General features: G+C 61.3%; 20 protein-coding genes. 10 read left to right on the top strand and 10 right to left on the bottom strand.

Features of this window, described 5'->3' with window-relative positions; genetic code table 11:
• Positions 1–1,961, top strand: a 1,961-nt coding sequence (rpoD, locus tag BGO16_RS11720) for an RNA polymerase sigma factor RpoD (protein ID WP_292618911.1), incomplete at its 5' end; no start/stop codon positions are given.
• Positions 1,962–2,131: 170 nt separating this feature from the next.
• On the top strand, positions 2,132–2,695 hold the full coding sequence (locus BGO16_RS11715) for a type 1 glutamine amidotransferase domain-containing protein (RefSeq protein WP_292618910.1): 564 nt from the start codon (positions 2,132–2,134) through the stop codon (positions 2,693–2,695).
• 29 nt (positions 2,696–2,724) lie between these two features.
• On the opposite strand, the gene BGO16_RS11710 is transcribed toward BGO16_RS11715, so the two are convergent.
• The gene (locus BGO16_RS11710) at positions 2,725–3,309 is read right to left on the bottom strand and encodes a hypothetical protein (protein ID WP_292618909.1); all 585 of its coding nucleotides are present in this window, start codon (positions 3,307–3,309) and stop codon (positions 2,725–2,727) included.
• A 689-nt stretch (positions 3,310–3,998) separates the two neighbouring features.
• On the opposite strand from BGO16_RS11710, the gene BGO16_RS11705 reads away from it, so the two are divergent.
• Positions 3,999–4,817, top strand: a complete 819-nt coding sequence (locus BGO16_RS11705) for a lytic murein transglycosylase (RefSeq protein ID WP_292618907.1) — start codon at positions 3,999–4,001, stop codon at positions 4,815–4,817.
• 112 nt (positions 4,818–4,929) lie between these two features.
• Here the strand turns inward: BGO16_RS11705 and BGO16_RS11700 are convergent, their stop codons facing one another.
• A complete protein-coding gene (locus BGO16_RS11700) occupies positions 4,930–5,121 on the bottom strand; it encodes a hypothetical protein (RefSeq protein ID WP_292618905.1) in 192 nt (63 codons plus the stop codon).
• A 237-nt stretch (positions 5,122–5,358) separates the two neighbouring features.
• Between BGO16_RS11700 and BGO16_RS11695 the strand changes: the two genes are divergently transcribed.
• Positions 5,359–6,579 (top strand): GGDEF domain-containing protein, encoded by a 1,221-nt coding sequence (locus BGO16_RS11695; protein ID WP_292618903.1) that lies wholly within the window; start codon positions 5,359–5,361, stop codon positions 6,577–6,579.
• 87 nt (positions 6,580–6,666) lie between these two features.
• Here BGO16_RS11695 and BGO16_RS11690 read toward each other — a convergent pair whose 3' ends face one another.
• From BGO16_RS11690 to BGO16_RS11665, 6 genes are all read right to left on the bottom strand, one after another.
• The gene (locus tag BGO16_RS11690; RefSeq protein ID WP_292618902.1) at positions 6,667–7,863 is read right to left on the bottom strand and encodes a hypothetical protein; all 1,197 of its coding nucleotides are present in this window, start codon (positions 7,861–7,863) and stop codon (positions 6,667–6,669) included.
• A gap of 106 nt (positions 7,864–7,969) precedes the next feature.
• Entirely contained in the window at positions 7,970–9,604 is a 1,635-nt protein-coding gene (gene groL / locus BGO16_RS11685) for a chaperonin GroEL (RefSeq protein ID WP_292618901.1), read from the bottom strand.
• Positions 9,605–9,911: 307 nt separating this feature from the next.
• A complete protein-coding gene (locus tag BGO16_RS11680; protein ID WP_292618900.1) occupies positions 9,912–10,709 on the bottom strand; it encodes a heme ABC transporter ATP-binding protein in 798 nt (265 codons plus the stop codon).
• A complete protein-coding gene (locus BGO16_RS11675) occupies positions 10,706–11,803 on the bottom strand; it encodes an iron ABC transporter permease (RefSeq protein ID WP_292618899.1) in 1,098 nt (365 codons plus the stop codon). The genes BGO16_RS11680 and BGO16_RS11675 overlap by 4 nt, the downstream gene beginning before the upstream one ends.
• Positions 11,800–12,732 carry a hemin ABC transporter substrate-binding protein gene (locus tag BGO16_RS11670; RefSeq protein WP_292618897.1) on the bottom strand — a complete coding sequence of 311 codons (933 nt, stop codon included), beginning with the start codon at positions 12,730–12,732 and terminating at the stop codon, positions 11,800–11,802. Before BGO16_RS11670 ends, BGO16_RS11675 begins: the two co-directional genes overlap by 4 nt.
• Before the next feature lie 44 nt (positions 12,733–12,776).
• Complete coding sequence (locus BGO16_RS11665) at positions 12,777–12,983, bottom strand: hemin uptake protein HemP (RefSeq protein ID WP_292618917.1); 207 nt, start codon at positions 12,981–12,983, stop codon at positions 12,777–12,779.
• Between the two features lie 254 nt (positions 12,984–13,237).
• On the opposite strand from BGO16_RS11665, the gene BGO16_RS11660 reads away from it, so the two are divergent.
• From BGO16_RS11660 to BGO16_RS11645, 4 genes are all read left to right on the top strand, one after another.
• Complete coding sequence (locus tag BGO16_RS11660) at positions 13,238–15,604, top strand: TonB-dependent hemoglobin/transferrin/lactoferrin family receptor (RefSeq protein ID WP_292618895.1); 2,367 nt, start codon at positions 13,238–13,240, stop codon at positions 15,602–15,604.
• 123 nt (positions 15,605–15,727) lie between these two features.
• On the top strand, positions 15,728–16,063 hold the full coding sequence (locus tag BGO16_RS11655; RefSeq protein ID WP_292618916.1) for an antibiotic biosynthesis monooxygenase: 336 nt from the start codon (positions 15,728–15,730) through the stop codon (positions 16,061–16,063).
• Between the two features lie 38 nt (positions 16,064–16,101).
• Positions 16,102–16,617 carry a heme utilization cystosolic carrier protein HutX gene (hutX, locus tag BGO16_RS11650; RefSeq protein ID WP_292618893.1) on the top strand — a complete coding sequence of 172 codons (516 nt, stop codon included), beginning with the start codon at positions 16,102–16,104 and terminating at the stop codon, positions 16,615–16,617.
• A gap of 167 nt (positions 16,618–16,784) precedes the next feature.
• Complete coding sequence (locus BGO16_RS11645; RefSeq protein ID WP_292618891.1) at positions 16,785–16,934, top strand: hypothetical protein; 150 nt, start codon at positions 16,785–16,787, stop codon at positions 16,932–16,934.
• Between the two features lie 45 nt (positions 16,935–16,979).
• On the opposite strand, the gene BGO16_RS11640 is transcribed toward BGO16_RS11645, so the two are convergent.
• Positions 16,980–17,234 (bottom strand): hypothetical protein, encoded by a 255-nt coding sequence (locus tag BGO16_RS11640; RefSeq protein ID WP_292618889.1) that lies wholly within the window; start codon positions 17,232–17,234, stop codon positions 16,980–16,982.
• 412 nt (positions 17,235–17,646) lie between these two features.
• On the opposite strand from BGO16_RS11640, the gene BGO16_RS11635 reads away from it, so the two are divergent.
• Positions 17,647–18,006: a hypothetical protein gene (locus BGO16_RS11635; RefSeq protein ID WP_292618886.1), complete on the top strand. Its 360-nt coding sequence runs from the start codon at positions 17,647–17,649 to the stop codon at positions 18,004–18,006.
• Positions 18,007–18,034: 28 nt separating this feature from the next.
• On the opposite strand, the gene BGO16_RS11630 is transcribed toward BGO16_RS11635, so the two are convergent.
• Positions 18,035–18,823, bottom strand: a complete 789-nt coding sequence (locus BGO16_RS11630) for a cysteine rich repeat-containing protein (RefSeq protein ID WP_292618914.1) — start codon at positions 18,821–18,823, stop codon at positions 18,035–18,037.
• Between the two features lie 186 nt (positions 18,824–19,009).
• Here BGO16_RS11630 and BGO16_RS11625 point away from each other — a divergent pair, with 186 nt between their 5' ends.
• Positions 19,010–20,170: an efflux RND transporter periplasmic adaptor subunit gene (locus tag BGO16_RS11625; RefSeq protein WP_292618884.1), complete on the top strand. Its 1,161-nt coding sequence runs from the start codon at positions 19,010–19,012 to the stop codon at positions 20,168–20,170.
• Position 20,171: the final 1 nt, after the last annotated feature.

The following is a 20,171-nucleotide window of genomic DNA, read 5'->3' as shown; positions in this document are numbered from 1 at the left end:
CTTCCGACACCACCTCGCCGGAGCAGATCGAGGACATCATGTCGATGCTCTCCGACATGGGCATCAACGTGTCCGAGTCCGAGGACGCCGACAGCGAGGAGGAGAACAAGGAAGAAGGCGACGACGAGACCGACAACGAACTCGTCGAGGTCACGCAGAAGGCCGTCACCGAAGTCAAGAAGTCGGAGCCCGGCGAGCGCACCGACGACCCCGTGCGCATGTACCTGCGCGAGATGGGCACTGTCGAGCTGTTGTCGCGCGAGGGCGAGATCGCCATCGCCAAGCGTATCGAGGCCGGCCGCGAGGCGATGATCGCGGGGCTGTGCGAAAGCCCGCTGACCTTCCAGGCGATCATCATCTGGCGCGACGAACTCAACGAGGGAAAGATCTTCCTGCGCGACATCATCGACCTCGAGGCGACCTATGCAGGACCCGACGCCAAGAACAACATGAACCCGTCGCTGCTTGGCGCGCCGGTCGGCCCCGACGGCCAGCCGTTGCCGGCGGACGCCACTGCTGCATCCGGCGAGGGCGATGTTGACGCCACCGTGGCCGCGCCCCCCGCCGCGCCGCCGTCGCCGACGCCGTTCCGTCCCGCGCGCGGCGCGCCGGGCGGGGCTGGCGAGCGCGACGAGAAGGACCCGGGCGAGGCCGCCGCTGAAGGCGATATGGAGGAGGACGACTTCGACAACCAGATGTCGCTCGCCGCCATCGAGGCCGAGTTGAAGCCGAAGGTGGTCGAAACTTTTGACAAGATCGCCGAGAACTACAAGAAGCTCCGCCGGCTGCAGGAAGCCGACATCTCCAACCAGCTTCAGAATGAATCGCTCTCGCCCAACCAGGAGCGCCGCTACAGGAAGCTGAAGGACGAGATCGTCGTCGAGGTGAAGTCGCTGCGGCTCAACCAGGCGCGCATCGATTCCCTCGTCGAACAGCTTTACGACATCAACAAGAGGCTGGTCTCGTTCGAAGGTCGCTTGCTGCGACTCGGTGACAGCCACGGCGTGGCGCGCGAGGATTTCCTGCGCAACTATCAGGGCTCGGAACTTGATCCGCGCTGGCTCAACCGCGTCTCAAAACTCTCGGCCAAGGGCTGGAAGAATTTCGTTCATCACGAGAAGGATCGCATCAAGGAGTTGCGCGGCGAGATCCAGCAGCTCGCGGCGCTGACCGGGCTCGAGATCGGCGAATTCCGCAAGATCGTGCACAGCGTGCAGAAGGGCGAGCGCGAGGCGCGCCAGGCCAAGAAGGAAATGGTGGAGGCGAACCTGCGCCTCGTTATCTCCATCGCCAAGAAGTACACCAACCGCGGCCTGCAGTTCCTCGACCTGATCCAGGAAGGCAACATCGGTCTGATGAAGGCGGTCGACAAGTTCGAGTATCGCCGCGGCTACAAGTTCTCGACCTATGCGACATGGTGGATCCGGCAGGCGATCACGCGCTCGATCGCGGATCAGGCGCGCACCATCCGCATTCCGGTGCACATGATCGAGACCATCAACAAGATCGTGCGTACCTCGCGCCAGATGCTCAACGAGATCGGCCGCGAGCCGACGCCGGAGGAGCTCGCCGAGAAGCTCGGCATGCCGCTGGAGAAGGTGCGCAAGGTTCTCAAGATCGCGAAAGAGCCATTGTCGCTGGAAACGCCGGTGGGCGACGAGGAGGATTCACACCTCGGCGACTTCATCGAGGACAAGAACGCGGTGCTGCCGATCGACGCCGCGATCCAGAGCAATCTGCGCGAGACCACGACGCGCGTGCTCGCCTCGCTGACGCCGCGCGAGGAGCGGGTGCTGCGCATGCGCTTCGGCATCGGCATGAACACCGACCACACGCTGGAGGAAGTCGGCCAGCAGTTCAGCGTCACCCGCGAACGCATCCGCCAGATCGAGGCCAAGGCGCTGCGCAAGCTCAAGCATCCGTCACGCAGCCGTAAACTGCGTTCGTTCCTCGACAACTAGCTTTTGTCTTCACGGAGGCGTGCAGCACGACTGTTGCGCAGCCGGGGCCTGCCCATTCATCGATCAGCAAAACGGCGGACCGCAAGGTCCGCTTTTTTGTGTCATGAAACATTCGCTTCGCCGCGCCGTTGTCCGGGCTCACGCAACGCAAACGCGAACGGAGACACGCCATGGCGGAGCAGCTCAAGGGCAAGCGCATTCTCATTCTCGCTACCAACGGTTTCGAGCAGTCGGAACTCGAGGTTCCGCGCGACCGGCTGAAGGCCGCCGGCGCTGAGGTTAACGTCGTCTCGCCGGAGTCGGGCGAGATCAAGGGCTGGGACAAGAAGGACTGGGGCCGCGCGGTGAAGGTCGACAAGCCGCTCTCGGCCGCGAAGGCCGACGACTATGACGCCATCGTGCTGCCCGGCGGGCAGATCAATCCGGATATGCTCCGCGTCAACAAGGACGCGCTGGCGCTGATCAAGGCGTTCTACGAGGCGGGCAAGACGGTGGCGGCGGTGTGCCACGCGCCCTGGCTGCTGGTGGAGACCGGCATCGCCAAGGGCCGCCGCATGACCTCGTATCACTCGATCCGCACCGACGTCATCAATGCCGGCGCGCGATGGGAGGACAGCGAGGTCGTGACCGACGAGGGCATCGTCACCTCGCGCAATCCGGGCGATCTCGAGGCGTTCAGCGCCAAGATCATCGAGGAGGTGCGGGAAGGCCGTCACCAGCGCCACGCGGCCTGACGCCGGCCCGCGCATTCCCCATCATCCCATCAAATCGCCGGCGGGTGGTGCGGATCGTAGTCGTGCGGGCGGTTGTTGCCGATCTTCTTCCAGAACGGCCAGATGAACGCGGCGCCGGCCGTCAGTGGGCCGATCGCTTGCCATTCGTGCAGGTCGACAACCAGCACCGCCGGTGTCACCACGAACAGCAGGGCCGTTATGACGCCGAGCGCCAGCATCGCCTTGCGGTAGGTCGGCGAGACACCCGCGGTGAAGCGAATGGCGCCTTCCGGCGCGTCCGCGAGGCGCTGGTGCAGCGCGCGGATGAAATCGCGATAAACCGGCCTGCGTATGCGATCGACCTTGCCGTCGATACCCGCATCGGTGACGAGGAGAAAGCGGCCGCCGCGAAAATCGATGCGGCATTTGTCGACGGCATCCTTGCCGTCGGTGTCGGGCATGTTGACGGAGACGATGTCGGTCCAGAGTTGCCGGCCCGCTTCGCCGGCCTCGTTGCGCCAGGCGACGGCCGAGTCGCGCCCGGCGTCGATCAGCGCCACGCCGTGGCTCGCGCTGCGCCAGAAGTAGCGCTCGCCGTTCACCAGGTAATACAGGTCATAGGCCGTCGAGGCCATGTATGCTGGCTCGATCATGCGCCGAGCATAGCGCATTTTTGCTCACCCTCGAAACGGGTTTTCACGTTGCATTGCAGCGGGATGAGGCGGGTTCCCAATCGAAACTCCGTCTGCTTTTGTGTTTTCCAGTGGAGTATGTCCTCGGGCTTGATCCCGGGATTGATCGCTTAACGCGACGAGCCGCGCTTCGCCTCCCGCTTGCGGGGAGGTTGAGCGACAAAGCCGGTCGGGTCGGGCGGTTCATCGCCATGCCCCACGACATTGCCGCCGTTCCAACCCTCTCAGAGCGAGCGTTGCTCGTCTCGACCCTGCAAGCTGGAAAAGAGCACGTCGCGCTCCGATGAAGCGCTTCCATTAAGATGTGACTGGTCTAATCCTGCAGCACCTTTGACGCCGAGCGCGCCTTGGCTATGCGATCAATATTATCAATCGAAATGTTTCGTTCGGATCGTTCGACCGAACCGAGGTAAGTGCGATGTCCCGGATGCAATGCGGCGCGAGCGTCAGTGTCGTGGCGCGTTGCGGAGTTGGGACCATTGCGGGATGATCGCGGATCAGCGCCGCATTGCTGAGACGCTCCGCCGCATCCGGAATGCGGACCTCCGCGGGTCGGCTGCCTCCGGGCCGCGTGCCGCCACGCCGCCACAGTCGTGCTATAACGCGCATCGATTCAGAAAAAAGGGATTGCAATGAAACTCCGTTTTGCCGTTGCCGTCGCCGCTGCCCTTCTTGCTGCGCCCCTCGCATCGACTGCCGCCTCCGCCGCGCAATGCGGTGGCGACTTCAACACCTTCGTGGCCGCGATGTCGCGGGAGGCCGCGGCCAACGGCATCTCGCAAAGCGTGATTTCGCAGGCGCTCGGCGGCGTGCAGCAGGACCAGGCGGTGCTGAGTTTCGACCGCCGCCAGCGCGGCACGTTCCGTAAGAGCTTCGAGCAATATGCCGCGACCCGCGTTACCCCCGGCCGCATCAAGGGCGGCAAGGCGATGCTCATGCGTCACGCCTCGCTGTTGTCGCGGATCGAAAAGCAGTTCGGCGTGCCGCCGGAGATCATCGTCGCGATCTGGGGACTGGAAACCGATTTCGGCCGCGGCGACATGGGCAGGCTGCCGGTGTTCCGCGTGCTGGCGACGATGGCGCATGATTGTCGGCGCAGCGAGCTGTTCCAGGGCGAATTGCTGGCAGCGCTCAAGATCGTGCAGCGCGGCGATCTGCGGCTCAGCGACATGATCGGCGCTTATGCCGGCGAGATCGGGCAGACCCAGTTCCTGCCCTCGTCCTATATCAAGTACGGCGTCGATTTCGACGGCAACGGTCATGTCGATCTGCGACATTCGGTGCCCGACGTACTGGCTTCGACCGCGAATCTTCTCAGGGCCAACGGCTGGAAGGCTGGCGGCGACTACCACCAGGGATCGGCCAATTTCGAGGCGATGCGGGAATGGAATCGCTCCGAGGTCTATCGCAGGACCATCGGCTATTTCGCCGACAAGCTGGCCGGGCAATAGCTGAAAACCGGAGGCGGGCCGCACGCCCGCTTTCGTCGACTCCGTCAGCGTTTTGGCCGGCGCCGTGATCGAAAAGCCCGGGCGGAGCATCCGCCCGAGCTAAAAAAAACGACTACTTCTTTTTCTTCGCGGCTTTTTTGGCTTTCTTTGCTGTCTTCTTTTTCGCTTTCTTAGCCATAATAATCCTCTTGAGGTTAAATGGTTGAAGCGCGACTTCGAGGCGTGCCTGGCGGAGGGTGATCCTGGCAACAGCCTCGGACGGCGATCCGAACAGATTCGGAGCAACCTGTCCTCGCGTTGTCACGCCGCCTCCATCCTCTTATCCACAGGTGTTGCACGGGCGATGCCCGACCGGGCCAGACCGGCCGCCCGAGCGGGTGCGATGGGACGCGCGGCATTCATTGTTTCAAAACCACGACGGGAGGGGGGTTCGCCGCAGTGAGGTTCCGTTAAGCGGTGCGGCTGCACGCTGACCGGACGACGGGGAAAAGCCGTTGGAGACAACACGAAGGGGACCGGGCGGAGACGCTCTGAATTCGCGATGCTGAGCGTGGTGACGCTGTGGGTTGTGTTCGCCGTCAACTTCCTGGCGCTGGGTCTGGTCTGGACCTACGTCATGCGGAGCTATCCGACGCTCGTGGCAGCGCGATATTGGGCCGCGGCTGCTTTCACCGCCGCCTTTTTCGCCGCGGTATCGATTCTGCGCGGTCACATCGATTCGATGCTGCCTTTGCTGTTCGCAGGTGGCGGGTTGATCTTCGCGGTCTGCCTTTGCACGATGGGAATCCGACGCTTCTATGAGCGGCCGGTGTCCTGGCAAACCACGTTCATCACGGTCGGGTTGGGCGTCGCGGGGCTCGCCTTTTTTCTGTATGTGCGCGACGACAGACCGATGCGCATCTTCGTCTATTCGACGGCTCAGGCTGTGCCGATCGCCATGACGCTGAATTTGGTGCTGTCGCGCAAGGACGGTCGTGTCAATTCGGGCGCCCAACTCGCGGGAGTCGTTGGCGTGCTGATCATTTGCGTCAGCGCGGTCAGGTCGATCTGCACATTTTCGGGGGTTGACGGCGGAGTGTCCTACGTCCACTTCAACAGCCTTCACGCAACATTGCTGGTTGCTCTCGTCTTCCTGTCGATGACCTGGAATTTCGGTTTTCTGCTGATGGCGATCGACCGGCTGCGCAACGAGGTTGTCGACCTCGCGCTGGTGGACGACCTCACCGGCGTCGCCAACCGGCGGCAGTTGCTGGGGCGGCTGGAGGACGCATGCGCAATGTCGCAGCGGGGCGGCGAGCCTTTCGCGCTCCTCGTGATCGATCTTGATGGCTTCAAGCAGATCAATGACACTCACGGTCACGCCGCCGGCGACGCCTGCCTGCGGCATTTCGCGCTGATGACGCAGATGCAGTTGCGGCCGGGCGACCTGCTTGCACGGACCGGTGGCGACGAGTTTTGCATCCTCCTGCCGGCGACGGCGCTGCGCGAGGCGGCAGTCATTGCCCAACGCGTCCTGGATGCATGTCGTGAAGACGCCGCGGGATGCGCCGGCGCCGATGTCCCGATCGCGGCATCGATCGGGCTTGCCCAATGGACGCGGGAGATCGGAGTCTGTTCGGAGCGTCTGCTGGCCGTCGCGGACCAGGCCCTTTATGCCGCCAAGAACCAGGGCAAAAACCAGTATGCGGCCTGCGAATCCGCACCGTCGATCGCGCCGGATTGCCCGTCAGGACAGAGCATCCTGCATCACAATCCCGGATAGACGTCCGGAATACCGCACGGGACTCACAGGAATGCCGACGGCGATGCTTTTTGTTGCCCGCAACAAAAGCGGGCGTCCGCCGCGCCTTTATTTCCAGGCCGATTTGTCGGCGTCCCAACGCTGCGCCTTGAACTGTTTCGCCAGCGCCTCCACGACACCGCTGTCGTCTGTTTCGACGTCCTCGTCCTCCCCTGCGGACTGGTCGTCGGCCAGGCTGAGCTTCGGCCCCTCGCTTTCGTCCGCGGTGGTCGTCGAGGGGACACCGATCCAGAGCATGATGTGATCGGACCCGCCGGGCCGGTCGGGGGCGGGCAATGCGGCCACCTCGATGATATCGGTCAGTCCAAGCGCTGGAACTAGCTCGCTCGGGCGCTTGAAGGTCAGGGTGAGCTTTCCGGTGTCGTCACTCCATCTTGCCGACGCCGGCTTTGCGTCCAGGGCCTTTTCCAGAGCGCCGGAGATGGCGGTCGCGAGCTTGTCCCGATTGAGCTTGCCGTTGTCGCGCCATTCCGCGGCCGGGAAGCGGATGGTGCGGTCCATGTCGAACAGGCCGGCGCTCCAGCCGGCGGCGATCACGCCCGGCACTGCCTTCAACCTGGCGATGAGGGAGGGTGCGCGCTCCGGATCGACGTTGATGTCGATGACCTGCGCGCCGGCCCGCAGCGCCTCGCAGCTCACCTCCAGGCTGCCCAGCGCCACCTCGACGTTTTGTCCTCTCAGCCCCTTGAGCAGATCGGCAACCGCATCGAACCTGACCTTCACGGCGATTGCCTCGGGAGACACCTCGGTGAAATCCTTCGGTGTTGCGGTGATGCCGTCGTCAGTTGTCCGGCTCTCGTTGAACTCGGCTTCGCTGAGATCGGAATTGTCGGTCGACGTCACCTTGGTGACGGTCTGGCCGACGCTGACCCGGCCGTCGAACTCGAACGTATCGCCGGTGGGCTTGCGGGTGAGCGTCACCGTGACCGGCAGCTTGTCCTTGATGCTTTGGGTCGTGCCGGTCAGGGTCGAGCCGTTCACCGCGAGGTTGACCACGAAGCGGTCCTTGCGATCGGAGCCTTTCTCCGCGGGGTAACACACATCGAGAACGGCGCCCGTGACGATCTTGCCCTGACGGGTTTCCTTGAGGATGACGTCGGCGTTGCCTTCCATCAGTCCGTCGATGGAGGTGAAGTATCGTATCTCGGCGCTGCCGGGTGGTTTGGGAAGCGGCCTGTCCTGTGCGGACAGCAGGTTCGGTGAAACGACCATCAGGCCGCCCAGGCACCACAGCAGCGTGCGCATAAGGAATCCCCGTTCGTCGAATCGACTGACACCCTAGAACCCGCTTCGCCAAAAAAGAAGGCCGCCCGGAGGCGGCCTTCTGGCGAAGCTGTGCAGTTGAAAGGGCTCAGTAGCCCATGCCGCCCATTCCGCCGCCCGGCATGGCTGGCGCGGGCTCGTCCTTCGGCAGTTCGGCCACCATGGCTTCGGTGGTCACAAGCAGGCCCGCGACCGACGAGGCATCCTGCAACGCGGTGCGCACGACTTTGGCCGGGTCGATGATGCCCTTGGCGACCATGTCGACATACTCTTCCTTCTGGGCGTCGAAGCCGAAGGTCTCGGCCTTGTTTTCGAGGACCTTGCCGACGACGATTGATCCCTCCATGCCGGCGTTTTCCGCGATCTGGCGGATTGGGGCTTCCAGCGCCTTCAGCACGATGTTGATGCCGGCCTGTACGTCCGGATTGTCGTTACTGATGCGGCCGACCGCTTTCCGGGCGCGCAGCAGGGCGGTGCCGCCGCCTGGGACGATGCCTTCCTGCACGGCCGCGCGGGTGGCGTTGAGCGCATCCTCGACCCGATCCTTCTTCTCCTTGACCTCGACTTCCGTCGCGCCGCCGACGCGGATCACCGCGACGCCGCCCGCAAGCTTGGCCAGACGCTCCTGCAGCTTCTCGCGGTCATAGTCCGAGGTGGTCTCCTCGATCTGCGCCTTGATCTGTCCGACCCGCGCCTCGATGTCCTTCTTCTTGCCGGCGCCGTTGACGATGGTGGTGTTCTCCTTGTCGATCAGTACTTTCTTGGCGCGGCCGAGCATGTTCAAGCTGACGTTTTCGAGCTTCATGCCGAGATCGTCGGAGACGAGCTGGCCGTTGGTCAGGATCGCGACGTCCTCCAGCATGGCCTTGCGGCGGTCGCCGAAGCCCGGCGCCTTCACCGCGGCCACTTTCAGGCCGCCGCGCAGACGGTTGACCACGAGCGCGGCCAGCGCCTCGCCTTCGACATCCTCCGCGACGATCAGAAGCGGCTTGCCCGATTTCACCACCGCCTCGAGCACCGGCAGCATGGCCTGAAGACCGGACAGCTTCTTCTCGTGCAGCAGGATGTAGGCGTCGTCGAGTTCGGCGGTCATCTTCTCGGCATTGGTGATGAAGTAGGGCGAGAGATAGCCGCGGTCGAACTTCATGCCCTCGACGATATCGACGTCGGTTTCGAGCGACTTGTTCTCCTCGACGGTGATGACGCCCTCGTTGCCGACCTTCTGCATTGCCTGCGCGATCATTTTTCCGATAGCTGCGTCGCCGTTGGACGAGATGGTGCCGACCTGCGCGACTTCGGCAGACGATGCGACCGGCTTGGCGCGCTTTTCGATGTCCTTCACCACGGCCGCGACCGCGATGTCGATGCCGCGTTTCAGATCCATCGGGTTCATGCCGGCGGCGACCGCCTTGGCGCCCTCGCGGACAATCGACTGCGCCAGTACGGTGGCGGTGGTGGTGCCGTCGCCCGCGGTGTCGTTGGTTTTGGAGGCGACCTCGCGCACCATCTGCGCGCCCATGTTCTCGAACTTGTCCTCGAGTTCGATCTCCTTGGCGACGGTGACGCCGTCCTTGGTGATGCGGGGCGCGCCGAAGCTCCGCTCGATGACGACGTTGCGGCCTTTCGGGCCGAGCGTCACCTTTACGGCGTTGGCGAGGACGTCGACGCCGCGCAACATGCGCTCGCGAGCGTCGGCGGAAAACCTGACGTCTTTGGCGGCCATTGAATGTTACTCCTGGTTTGTTGTCTGCCGCTCTCCCTGAGCGTCATTGCCGGGCCTGACCCGGCAGCCTGTCTTCTTTTCCGAAAGATGGAGGCGCGGATCAAGTCCGGTTTTGGCCGAGACTGCAAGCGGCAAGATCGAGTGTCAGTCGCGGGTCTGTAGCCGGATTTTCCGGTACGGTCGATCCGGTCGCGGACGGCGTCGGGGGGCATCACGGCTTAGTCCCCCATGTAGTCAACATGATCCGTGGCGGCACCGTCGATCATGGCCAGGAGCAGGAGAACTATTTGGGACAAAATCCGAACACTTAAAGTCCGATTGGTTTCATGGCCTGTGGCAGTAAGACAGGACTGCCATCACCGTGATACTGAACGGCGACGTCCACCTCGAATACCTTCCGGATCATCTCGTCGGTGATTATCTGCTCCGGCACGCCATCGGCAACGACGCTGCCGCGGTGAATGACGATGATGCGGGTAGCGAACCGCACAGCCAGATTGAGGTCGTGGAGGATCGCGATCACGGCCGTCCCGTTCCGGGCACGTCGGCCAGCGATTTCGACCAACTCGATCTGATGTCGGAGGTCGAGACTTGATGTTGGCTCATCAAGCAAAAGCAATCCCGGGCCATGAAGGGCTTCGCCGCATGCCAATTGAACAAGGACGCGCGCAAAATGCGCGCGCTGCTGCTCGCCGCCCGAGAGGGTCGGCAATTGGCGGTGGCGAAGCGGCCGCACCGCAACCTCGTCCAGCGCCGCCTCGATACGTGGATGCGCGGCAGCGTCGTTCATATGGCTTGCGCCCATACGTACGATTTCCTCCACCGTGAACGGAAAGGTGACGCTGACGTGTTGCGACAGTGTCGCGCGATGGGTCGCCAGCTGTGCCGCTGAATAGGATTGCAGGCTGCACTGCTTGAGCCTGATGCAGCCTCGCGTGGGCCGAAGATCGCCGGAGAGCAGGCGAAGGAGGGTGGATTTTCCAGCGCCATTGGGACCGACGATCGCGATCATCTCTCCGCTTCCGACGCTGATGTCGATGTCATCGACCAGCGTTGCGCCGTTGATCTGCATGGTCACTGAACGCGTTTCGATGATCGGCGTCATAGCCCGGCCAGCCCCCGCTGCCGAAGCAGGATCGCGAGAAAGAATGGCGCGCCGATCGCTGCCGTCAGAATTCCGATGGGCATTTCGGCGGGCGCAACGATGGTCCGGGCCAGCGTGTCGGCGCCGACAACCAGAACCGCGCCGAGGAGCGCCGACGCCGGAAGCAGTATCCGGTGACCGGGGCCGATCATCAATCGGAGAAGGTGCGGAACGACAATGCCGATGAAGCCGACAACGCCGCAGATCGACACGGCAACTCCGGTCATGGCCGAGATCAGGACGATCGAGACACGCTTCAGCCGTTCCACATTGATGCCGCTGTGGAAAGCCTCGGATTCGCCGAGTATTAATACGTCCAACCCTCTGCCGATCCAGACGCAAGCGATCACTCCGACAGCAAGGACCGGAGCTATCGTCACCGCCTTGCTCCAGGTTGCACCGCTCAGCGAACCGAGCATCCAGAAAGTGATGTCGCGCAACTGTCTGTCATCAGCGATAAACACGAGAAGCCCAAGTCCGGCATTGGCGATCGCGGCGATGGCGAGCCCTGCCAGAAGAAAGATGGCGATGGATGTCCGTCCCGCGCGGCTGGCGATGCCGTACAGGATCAGCGTGGTTGCAAGCGAACCCAGGAATGCCGCCAGTGGCAGGAGCGCATTCTGCATGAAGCGGAAGGCATCGCCATAACTGCTGTCGATCAGAACAATGGCGCTTGCGGCCGCAAACGCACCGCCGCTGGAGACGCCGACCAGAGCCGGATCGGCCAGTGGATTGCGAAACAAGCCTTGCATGATTGCGCCGGATGTCGCGAGCAGGCCACCTACAACGGCCGCCGCCAGAACACGGGGGATCCGGATCGACCACAGCACGAGTTGATCGCGCGCCAGAAGCGTATCGGCTGGTTCGCTCACCAGAATCCCAAGGGCCGCCGGCACACGGGCAATGGGAATGCCCGCGGCGCCTAGCGTCACAGCGATGATCGCCGCTCCGGTCAATGTCAGCAGCAGGCATCCAAATATAAGCGCGGGGGAGGGACGTACAGTGATGCTTCGGCGCGGGCGCTTCGCATTTTCGCGTCCGTCGACTACGGTCATTTCAGGCAGTCGACAGTCGGTGCCGCCGGCGTAAACTTCTCGGCTTCGGATGCAAGCGCCGGATAGAGTCGGACCGACAGGTCTCGCGCTGCGGCCGCTGTCCTTGGTCCGAAACCAAGAAGATAGAGTCCCTCCATGGACATGAACGACCTGTTCGCCGCAGCCGGCGTCAATGCGAAGGCCGGATGCTGATAGATAGCGTCGGCGCTCAGCGAGTCCTTGCCCCTGTCGATGGACAGGACGACGTCCGGCTTGGCGGCAACGATCGCCTCGTCGTTGATCGGTTTGTAGCCTTCATATTCGCTGATGGCATTGACGCCGCCAGATAGCTTGATGATCTCGTCAGCGGCGGTATGACGCCCCGCCGCCATGGCGCGCCCGTTCACCAGCGACATCACGAACATGACGCGAACCGGCTTTTCGACCTTGGCTCGCAGCGCCTTCAACTGAGCGAGGTCATGTGCGACGGCTGCGGTGAGGCAGGCGGCACGCGTATCAGCCCCCAGCGCGTGTCCAACCAGCGAAATCTTGTCGAGGATACCCTGCTCGGAATAGGTCTCGGGCACAAGGACAAGCGGCACGTTCGCCGCTTGCAGAACGTCCAGCGTTTCCTTCGGTCCCGATCCCTGCATCGCAAAGATCACCGAAGGGTTCAATCCGAGAACACCTTCCGAGGATAGCTGGCGCATGTAACCGACATTCGGCATCTTGAGAGCGGCCGCGGGATAGAGGCTGGTTGAATCGACGCCGACGACATGGTTCTCAAGTCCAAGAGCGTAGAGAATCTCGGTGACCGCGCCGCCGATCGCTACGATGCGCGACGGATCGCCGACCGTGACGTCATGGCCGCTCGCGTCGCGCACCATGATCCCGCCGGCTCGCAATGAGACTGCGGGCAGGATTGTCGCCGTCGTCGCAATCACAAACATGAAAGCGATGATCCGCCGCTTCGAAAACGGTTTGGGGCGCAGGCTCATTTGGTCAGGATCAGCTTGTTTTGCGACGTCAATCGCAAGCGATAACTCTCGCTGCCGTGCGCGATGATGACTTCACGACTGGCGGAGAACAGGTCTTTGCTGTCGAGCATGTTTCCTCGCATTGCGATGGTGCGCTCTCCGGCGAGGGGCGTGGCTCCGTGATCTTTCAGATGCTCGTGCTTCGTTCGTGATATTTCAGTCATATGGCCGCCCGACCTGCCTGGAGCGCTCAGAACTTCTTTACAGGTGCGCGCGGTCTCAAACCAACCGCCGCAGATTACAATCAATGTAAACAAACCCGCGAGTGGTTGACCTTATCGGAACCCCTTCTTATTCCCGAGACGAAGCGTGCGCTCCGGTGCATGCCATGACAGGCAGCCAGCAAGCCACTGCATCGATCGCAGCGCCCGCCAGCCGAGCCCGACGAAAGACATCGTAGACAGGGGGCCGCGGGACGATGAAGGTCAGCGAGGCTGGGCGTTCGCGCGCCTTGAAGATGGGTGTTTCCGTTGTTGCGATGTCGCTGGCCGCGACCGGCATTGCCTCTGCGCAGCAAGCTCCCGGCGCCGCTCCTTCAGAGCGGTCAACCGAGCTTCCAAACCCAACAAAACGCAAGCATGCTGCCGTGTGGCAGCAAGCAGCTATCGAGACGGCGGCGCTCAACGCGCGGGCGCAGATCGGTTCGCAGACCGTCGTGCCGCTCGACATGATCACTGTGACGGCGACGAAAACCGAAGAACGGGCCATTGACGCGCTCGCGCCGGTTAGCGTGGTGACGCTTGAGCAGATCCAGGGACTTCAGCCGGGACGGATATCGGACATCTTCCGAGCCATGCCGGGTGTCACGTTCCAGGACCGCGGCGACGATCCGTCCAGTTCCATCAATATTCGCGGCTTGCAGGATTTCGGCCGGGTCGCCGTCGTCGTTGATGGTGCGCGGCAGAACTATCAACGCACCGGCCATAATGCCAACGGCTCTTTCTTTCTCGACCCGGAACTGATCGGCGGGGTGGATGTCACGCGCGGGCCAACAGCCAACATCTATGGTTCGGGCGCAATTGGGGGTGTCGCATCCTTCCGCACCAAGGACATCAATGATGTCCTTCGTCCCGAAGAGCGCTGGGGCGTTGACATGACCGGCTCATACGGCAGCAACAACAGCCGGGGACTGGGTTCGATCTTCGGCGGCGTTCGTCTCGATCCGAGCGTTGATGTGTTCGGTGGCGCGGTCTATCGCACGCAAGGGAACTACAAGGACGGCGCGGGGACGGAAATTGGCAATACTGGAAACGATATCGCGGCCGGATTGATGAAAGTGACGGTTCGTCCGGCCGACGGGCACGAAATCAAGTTCGGCGGATTGTTCCAGGATTACCAATACAATATCGGCCAGTTCAACAGGGGACCGGCGACCACGGCCGCCCAGCGTGCGCTCAATCAGGGCTCGTCGGTTTATGCCTCGGATGCCAAGAACTACATGGGTACGCTGAGCTGGCGCTATTCGAAGCCGGACGACAGGCTGTTCGACTGGAACATGTCATTGTATGGCAATCGCGTCGATAACGACCAGACCAAGACCTATCACTACTCGACCGGCGGTGCAGCTTATTGCGGCCCTGGTGTCACCGGCAACAACATCTCTGGCTGTGTCGGCGACAAGCGGGGCTACCTGCTCGACACGATCGGTCTCGACGTCAACAACACGTCCCGCTTCGACATCGGAAACTGGCAAAACGCCGTGACCTATGGCTTCGACATCTTCAATGATGACGTCAGAACCACCGACTCGCGCGGTAATTCCAACATCACGACGCCCAGCGGCAGCCGGACTGTTTCCGGCGGCTTCGTGCAGTTGAAGAACAGGTACGACAACTGGCTCGAAGTCATCAGCGCGGTTCGCTACGATCGCTATGAACTGAATTCAGCGGGAACGGCGTTGGGCCAGACGTCGTCCAGCGGCGAACGGCTTTCGCCCAAGATAACTATCGGGGTGACGCCGGTTGCCGGATTTACGCCCTATGCCAGTTACGCCGAAGGCTATCGCGCGCCGTCGATTACCGAGACGTTGATCGCGGGTTCCCACGCCACGGGTGGCGGACCGGCCTTCTTCAATTGTCCCGACGGCACCAGCGGGCTGTTCTGTTTCCTGCCCAACCCCAACCTGCGGCCCGAAGTCGGCAAGACCAAGGAAATCGGCGTCAATCTCAAATACGACGGAGTCCTGACGGCAGGTGACGCGTTGCGCGCGAAGTTCAACGTCTTCCGCAACGATGTCGACGACTATATCGATCTGGTGGCCTCGCCTCCGACGATGACGATGTTCGGGCCGTTCAGCCAGTACTACCAATATCAGAACATCGCGGCCGCCCGGATCGAAGGTTTCGAGTTCGAGACCACCTATGATGCCGGTGACTGGTTCGTCGGTGTGGCCGGCAATATTCAGCGCGGCAAGAACACGGCCACGAATATCGGCTTGACCACTGTGCAGCCGCGCAAGGTCACGACCAGCGCCGGTGTGCGATTGCTGGACCGAAAGCTGATCCTGTCGGCGCAATGGTCATCCTTCGCGGCGCTGACGGATCTTCCGGCAGGCTATCTGCCCTCGACAGCCTACGACCTGGTGAATCTGTATCTGACCTATCAGGCGACACAGGACATCATGTTGACCGCGTCGGTTCAGAACCTGCTGAATGAGTACTACCGTCCCTACGCGATACCGGGATCGTCAACCGACGGCACGACGCAAAATGACGTGTTGTTCAGCAGTCCCGGTCCGGGGATCGTTTTCAAGGCGGGCTTGAAGGTTCATTTTGGCGGAGCCTGATATCGAGGCCGGCGTAAACCGACGCCAGTCGCGCTGATGCCCCGGCGCGGCTCGTTTTGTCATTGTGACGCGTTGATGAAAGCATATGTGAAATACACCGAGCGTGAGCAGGAGGATACCAGGATGTTTATCGCGATGAACCGTTTCCAGGTTAAGCTGGGCTCGGAAGCGGCTTTCGAAAAGGTCTGGGCGACGCGTGAATCCTACCTTGGGACCATGCCTGGCTTCATCGAGTTCCATCTCCTGAAGGGGCCGGCGGCCGAGGATCACACGCTGTATTCGAGCCATACGACCTGGGCTGATCGTGCGGCGTTTGAAGGATGGACGAAATCCGAGGCGTTTCGCCGGTCGCACGCGCGCGCCGATAATCAGACGGGAGAGAGCCTGTATCTTGGCCATCCGAAATTTGAGGGTTTCGAGGTCATTCAGAGCGAGCGGAAGTCTGACGCCGCAGCGTAAGGCGGAGACGAGAACCTCCCTGTCATCGGAGATACAAAGTGGCGAGTCCAATTGCTTCTGATTTGAAATCCTATCTTGTGGAGAATTCCGGAGCGGTGATCGAGGACGTGGCGCGAGATCACGGTGTATCGCCGCGAACGGTGATAGAAGCGCTGCCGTCCGACATGGTGAAACTCTGCGAGGGAGGTTCGTTCGCGGTGGCAATGCAGGACATTGCACAATGGGGAGAGGTAACCTTCATTGTTCATACCGCCGACGCCATTTTTGAGTTCACCGGTCCGGTTCCGGACGGCGAGATCGGCCGTGGCTATTTTAACCTGATGCAGCCGAAAGGTCTGCACGGCCATCTGCGGCATGAGCGATGCGCCGCCATTGCCTTTGTCGAACGCCCCTTCATGGGCAAATCCTCGGCGTTCGTAGCGTTTCTGAACGTCGATGGCGGTGTGATGTTCAAGGTCTTCGTGGGACGAGACGAAACGAGAGCCTTGCGACAGGACCAGCTCGACCGCTTCCGTGCGCTGGCTGAACGCCTGGGCGCCGTGTCCGCAAGTTAGGACAATTGTAGAAACAGTGCCGGCGCGTCGCGTCTCCGTACACAGGCTCTTGTGTCTTCAGAGAACCAACGGCGAAAACGCAAGCGTGGCTATACTACCCACTAACTCAGGATTGCGCTGGTCGAGTTCGAGGATAGCAGGCGCAAGCGGTCGGCGGCGGCGCAGCCGTGAGAATCGACCGGCTCAATCCGGACGAACGGGCGGACGGCGCGCTCACCACGGCATCGGTGCTGCGCTGGAGCGCGGCCGGGCTCGACCCATGTCACGACGAATTCGCCGTCCTCCGCCGCACCGCCGTCGCTCCATTCGAATCCTGACGTCAAGCGGAAACAGCCAGTGCCGACTTCGTCAACGCAATGCTACTAGTAGCAGCGACGAACTCTGACACCGTTTGCCCACACGACTCGGCAGGTACGAACTGGTGCCGCCCTGACAGCGGGTGCGACGACGACGGGCGCTGCAACTGGCCGACGCACGACAACAGCGCCTCGATATCCGGCGCACCCCGCACGGTAAACGCCGCGGGCACATACGACCGCGTTGGCATCCTTCGATTCGAAGGTCATGGTGGCGGCAAACGCGGCGAAAGCACAAGCAGCAAGCAACAATGGACGCATAATAGGCTCCCGTTTTTCAAATGCTATTGATGATGAACGAATACGGCAGCGCCGTCAAAAAATAACTGCTCTATTTCGACGGAGAGGGCTCACTTCTTTCGGCGCAGTCCTGCACCTTCTTGCAAGTTGGCGTCAGCCGTCACTTGCAAGACAAGCGATGATTTTGCCCCGCTGCCCGATGTCACGCCTTGCAAAGCCTTTCCCATACACCCCATTACGCCGGGCTGCTGTCACCCCCTGAGCAAAGCTCGCTTGAGAAGCGTATAAAACGCCCTGTGACCAGCATCATCCGCAGTATCGATTTTTCTTCCCGAAAATAATTCCTGTTGCTGAGTTCTTTCTTCTTGACTGCTGAGCCACTGTACTGGCAGGCGATTCAACCGCTTCAACTTCACCTTTCGATGAGGAAAGTATGAGGGACATCAAAAAGAGATGGCTTGCGTTCTACTTCGAGCACGTCGAGCGAGCCGCCAAGGAAATATTCGAACACCTCGAGAAGATGATCATCGGAACGCTCGTTGTGTCGGCAGGAACGCATGTCTCGAGCAGCAACGAACCCTTCATCGTCCTTTTCGGCTATCTCCGCCACAACCTGGTCGGAAGGGGCGTCGAGTTGTTCGGGATAGCTCTCCTCATCCTCAACTTCGTCGATGGCTTTTCCAAACTCGCAAAGCTCAACTGGCACGTCGCTTATCAAATCGCGATGTCGCTTTGTTATGTTATCCTTTCGATGCGAATGATTCAGCTGATCCTAGCCTTCCGCGGCGAATGAATGCGAGTGTATCGCCACCTTCAAATGCCTACCGCGATACAAATTGCCCAAGCACGGTTTTGCAGGCCGGCGAAAGAGACGATGCATTGCTGGCGAGACATTGGGCGATGCGGCCACCGCCGGCGGCAATGCCGCTGCATAGCGTTTGGGCGTCGGCGCCGCAGGCTGACCGCAACATCCTTAGTTCTTCTCGCGGACGTAGCGGCCGCAGAGTGAGAGCCGCCGGAGCGGCTGTTGACGCGGCGCCTGCCGCGCCAGTCGACGCCGCGGCTTCTCCTCCGGATGCGGCGTTGACAGCTTGCTGGCAGCTTGTGGAAACTTTCGCCTTATTCTTTTCAAGACATTGCAGGGCTGGCGCGCCGCCAGTCGGGACTCCCGAGCAGACCTTCATGTAGTCCGAACGGCAGGCCGTGCGTACGGCTGAGATCTGAGCACTGGTCGGCTGCTTCGTGGCGTTCGTGGTGGCAGCCTCCTTTGGAGCGGACGACTCGGCGGCCGGCTTTGCGCTGGCAGCCGCTGGCTTGGTCTTCGGCGTTGCTTCGGCCTTGGGCGCAGCCGCCGTGTCGACCGCGCGCACTGCCGTCTGACAGTTCGATGACAGGCTCTGCAAGTTCTTCTGAAGGCATTGCAGCGAGGCTGCGCCGCCGGGAGGGACGCTGGCGCAATGGGCTTCGTAATCAGCGCGGCACGCAGAGCGGATAGCGTTCCGCTGAGCATCCGTGGGCGCTTGAGCAAGTGCCAGGGTATTCATTGCAACGGACAGAGCGGCCGAGATCGCCAGGGCCGCTAGACGAGACGCAATTTCGCTGTTGATCATTTCCCTAATTCCTTCGCCAGTATCGAAATCGTTGTTCGAATTTGTTTCGAAAAAGAGTCTCAAAGAAACGATAGTTATTATTTTATTTTTTTTGTACCATAGCAAGTGAGATATTGCTATTCGACGGTTGTAAGAAGAAATTTCCAGAGCTTTAAATTATTTCAAGCTTCATTCGGGAGTTCGGTAATGAGCCTGACGCAAAGCGTTATATCCGCCTTGCGGATTGTAGCTGTATTATTTGCGTCCACGCTTCTGGTGGCTTGCGAGCAAAATAGCTTTGTCCAGCCTCCGCCGCCAAAGGTGGAAGTCTCGCTGCCCGTACAACGCAGTATTACCCGTTATCTCGAAGCGACTGGAAATACCGCCGCGATCAAGAGTGTCGACCTGGTGGCGCGCGTGCAAGGTGTCCTGCAGTCGATCAACTATCAGGACGGCGCCTTGGTCAAGGAAGGGACCACGTTATTTACGATCGAACCGGAGACTTACAAATTGAAGCTTGAGCAGGCGGAAGCCGCTGAAGCTGGCGCGCAAGCCTCCTTGAAACAGGCCAGTGCTGATTTCAAGCGTCAATCCGACCTGGTTTCGCGGCAAGTCGCTTCCCAGGCGACGCTCGAACAGTCGACTGCGGCTCGCGATAACGCTCAGGCGAATTTGCAGCAAGCCGAGGTCAATACCAAGATCGCCCAGGTTAACTACGGCTACACCAACGTGGTCGCGCCGTTTGACGGGATCGTGACGGCCCATCTCCAGTCTGTCGGTGAGCTTGTTGGCGTGGCGTCACCGACTCAACTGGCGACGATCGTGGCGCTCGATCCGATCTACGTAAATTTCAACGTGAACGAGCGCGACGTGTTGCGTATCCGGGAGGACGCACGCAAGCGGGGAATGACAGGCGAGAATTTCAGGCAGGTGCCAATCGAAGTCGGCCTGCAGACCGAGACTGGTTACCCGCATAGGGGAAAGCTTGATTACATCTCGCCAACGATCAACCAGTCGACGGGGACACTGGCGGTTCGCGGCGTTCTCCCCAATGCCGACAGAGTATTGCTGCCGGGCTATTATGTTCGCATCCGCGTCCCGATAGAACAGCAGAAGGATGCTCTGTTGGTCCCCGATGTCGCCTTGGGCAGCGATCAAGCCGGCCGTTACGTACTCGTCGTGAATGGAGAGAACGTCGTCGAGCAGCGTAAGGTTCAGACCGGCCCCCTTGATGGCGATCTCCGCGTCATCACCAGCGGTTTGAAAGTTGATGATCAAGTGATCGTCGCGGGACTGTTGCGTGCCATTCCCGGACAGAAGGTCAACCCGCAGCAGAAGAAGGTCGAGTCTCAGCCCCCGACCAAATAGG

It is taken from the genome of Nitrobacter sp. 62-23, from assembly GCF_001897285.1.
Taxonomy (GTDB): Bacteria; Pseudomonadota; Alphaproteobacteria; order Rhizobiales; family Xanthobacteraceae; genus Nitrobacter.
This window is presented reverse-complemented; position numbering and strand designations above follow the sequence as displayed.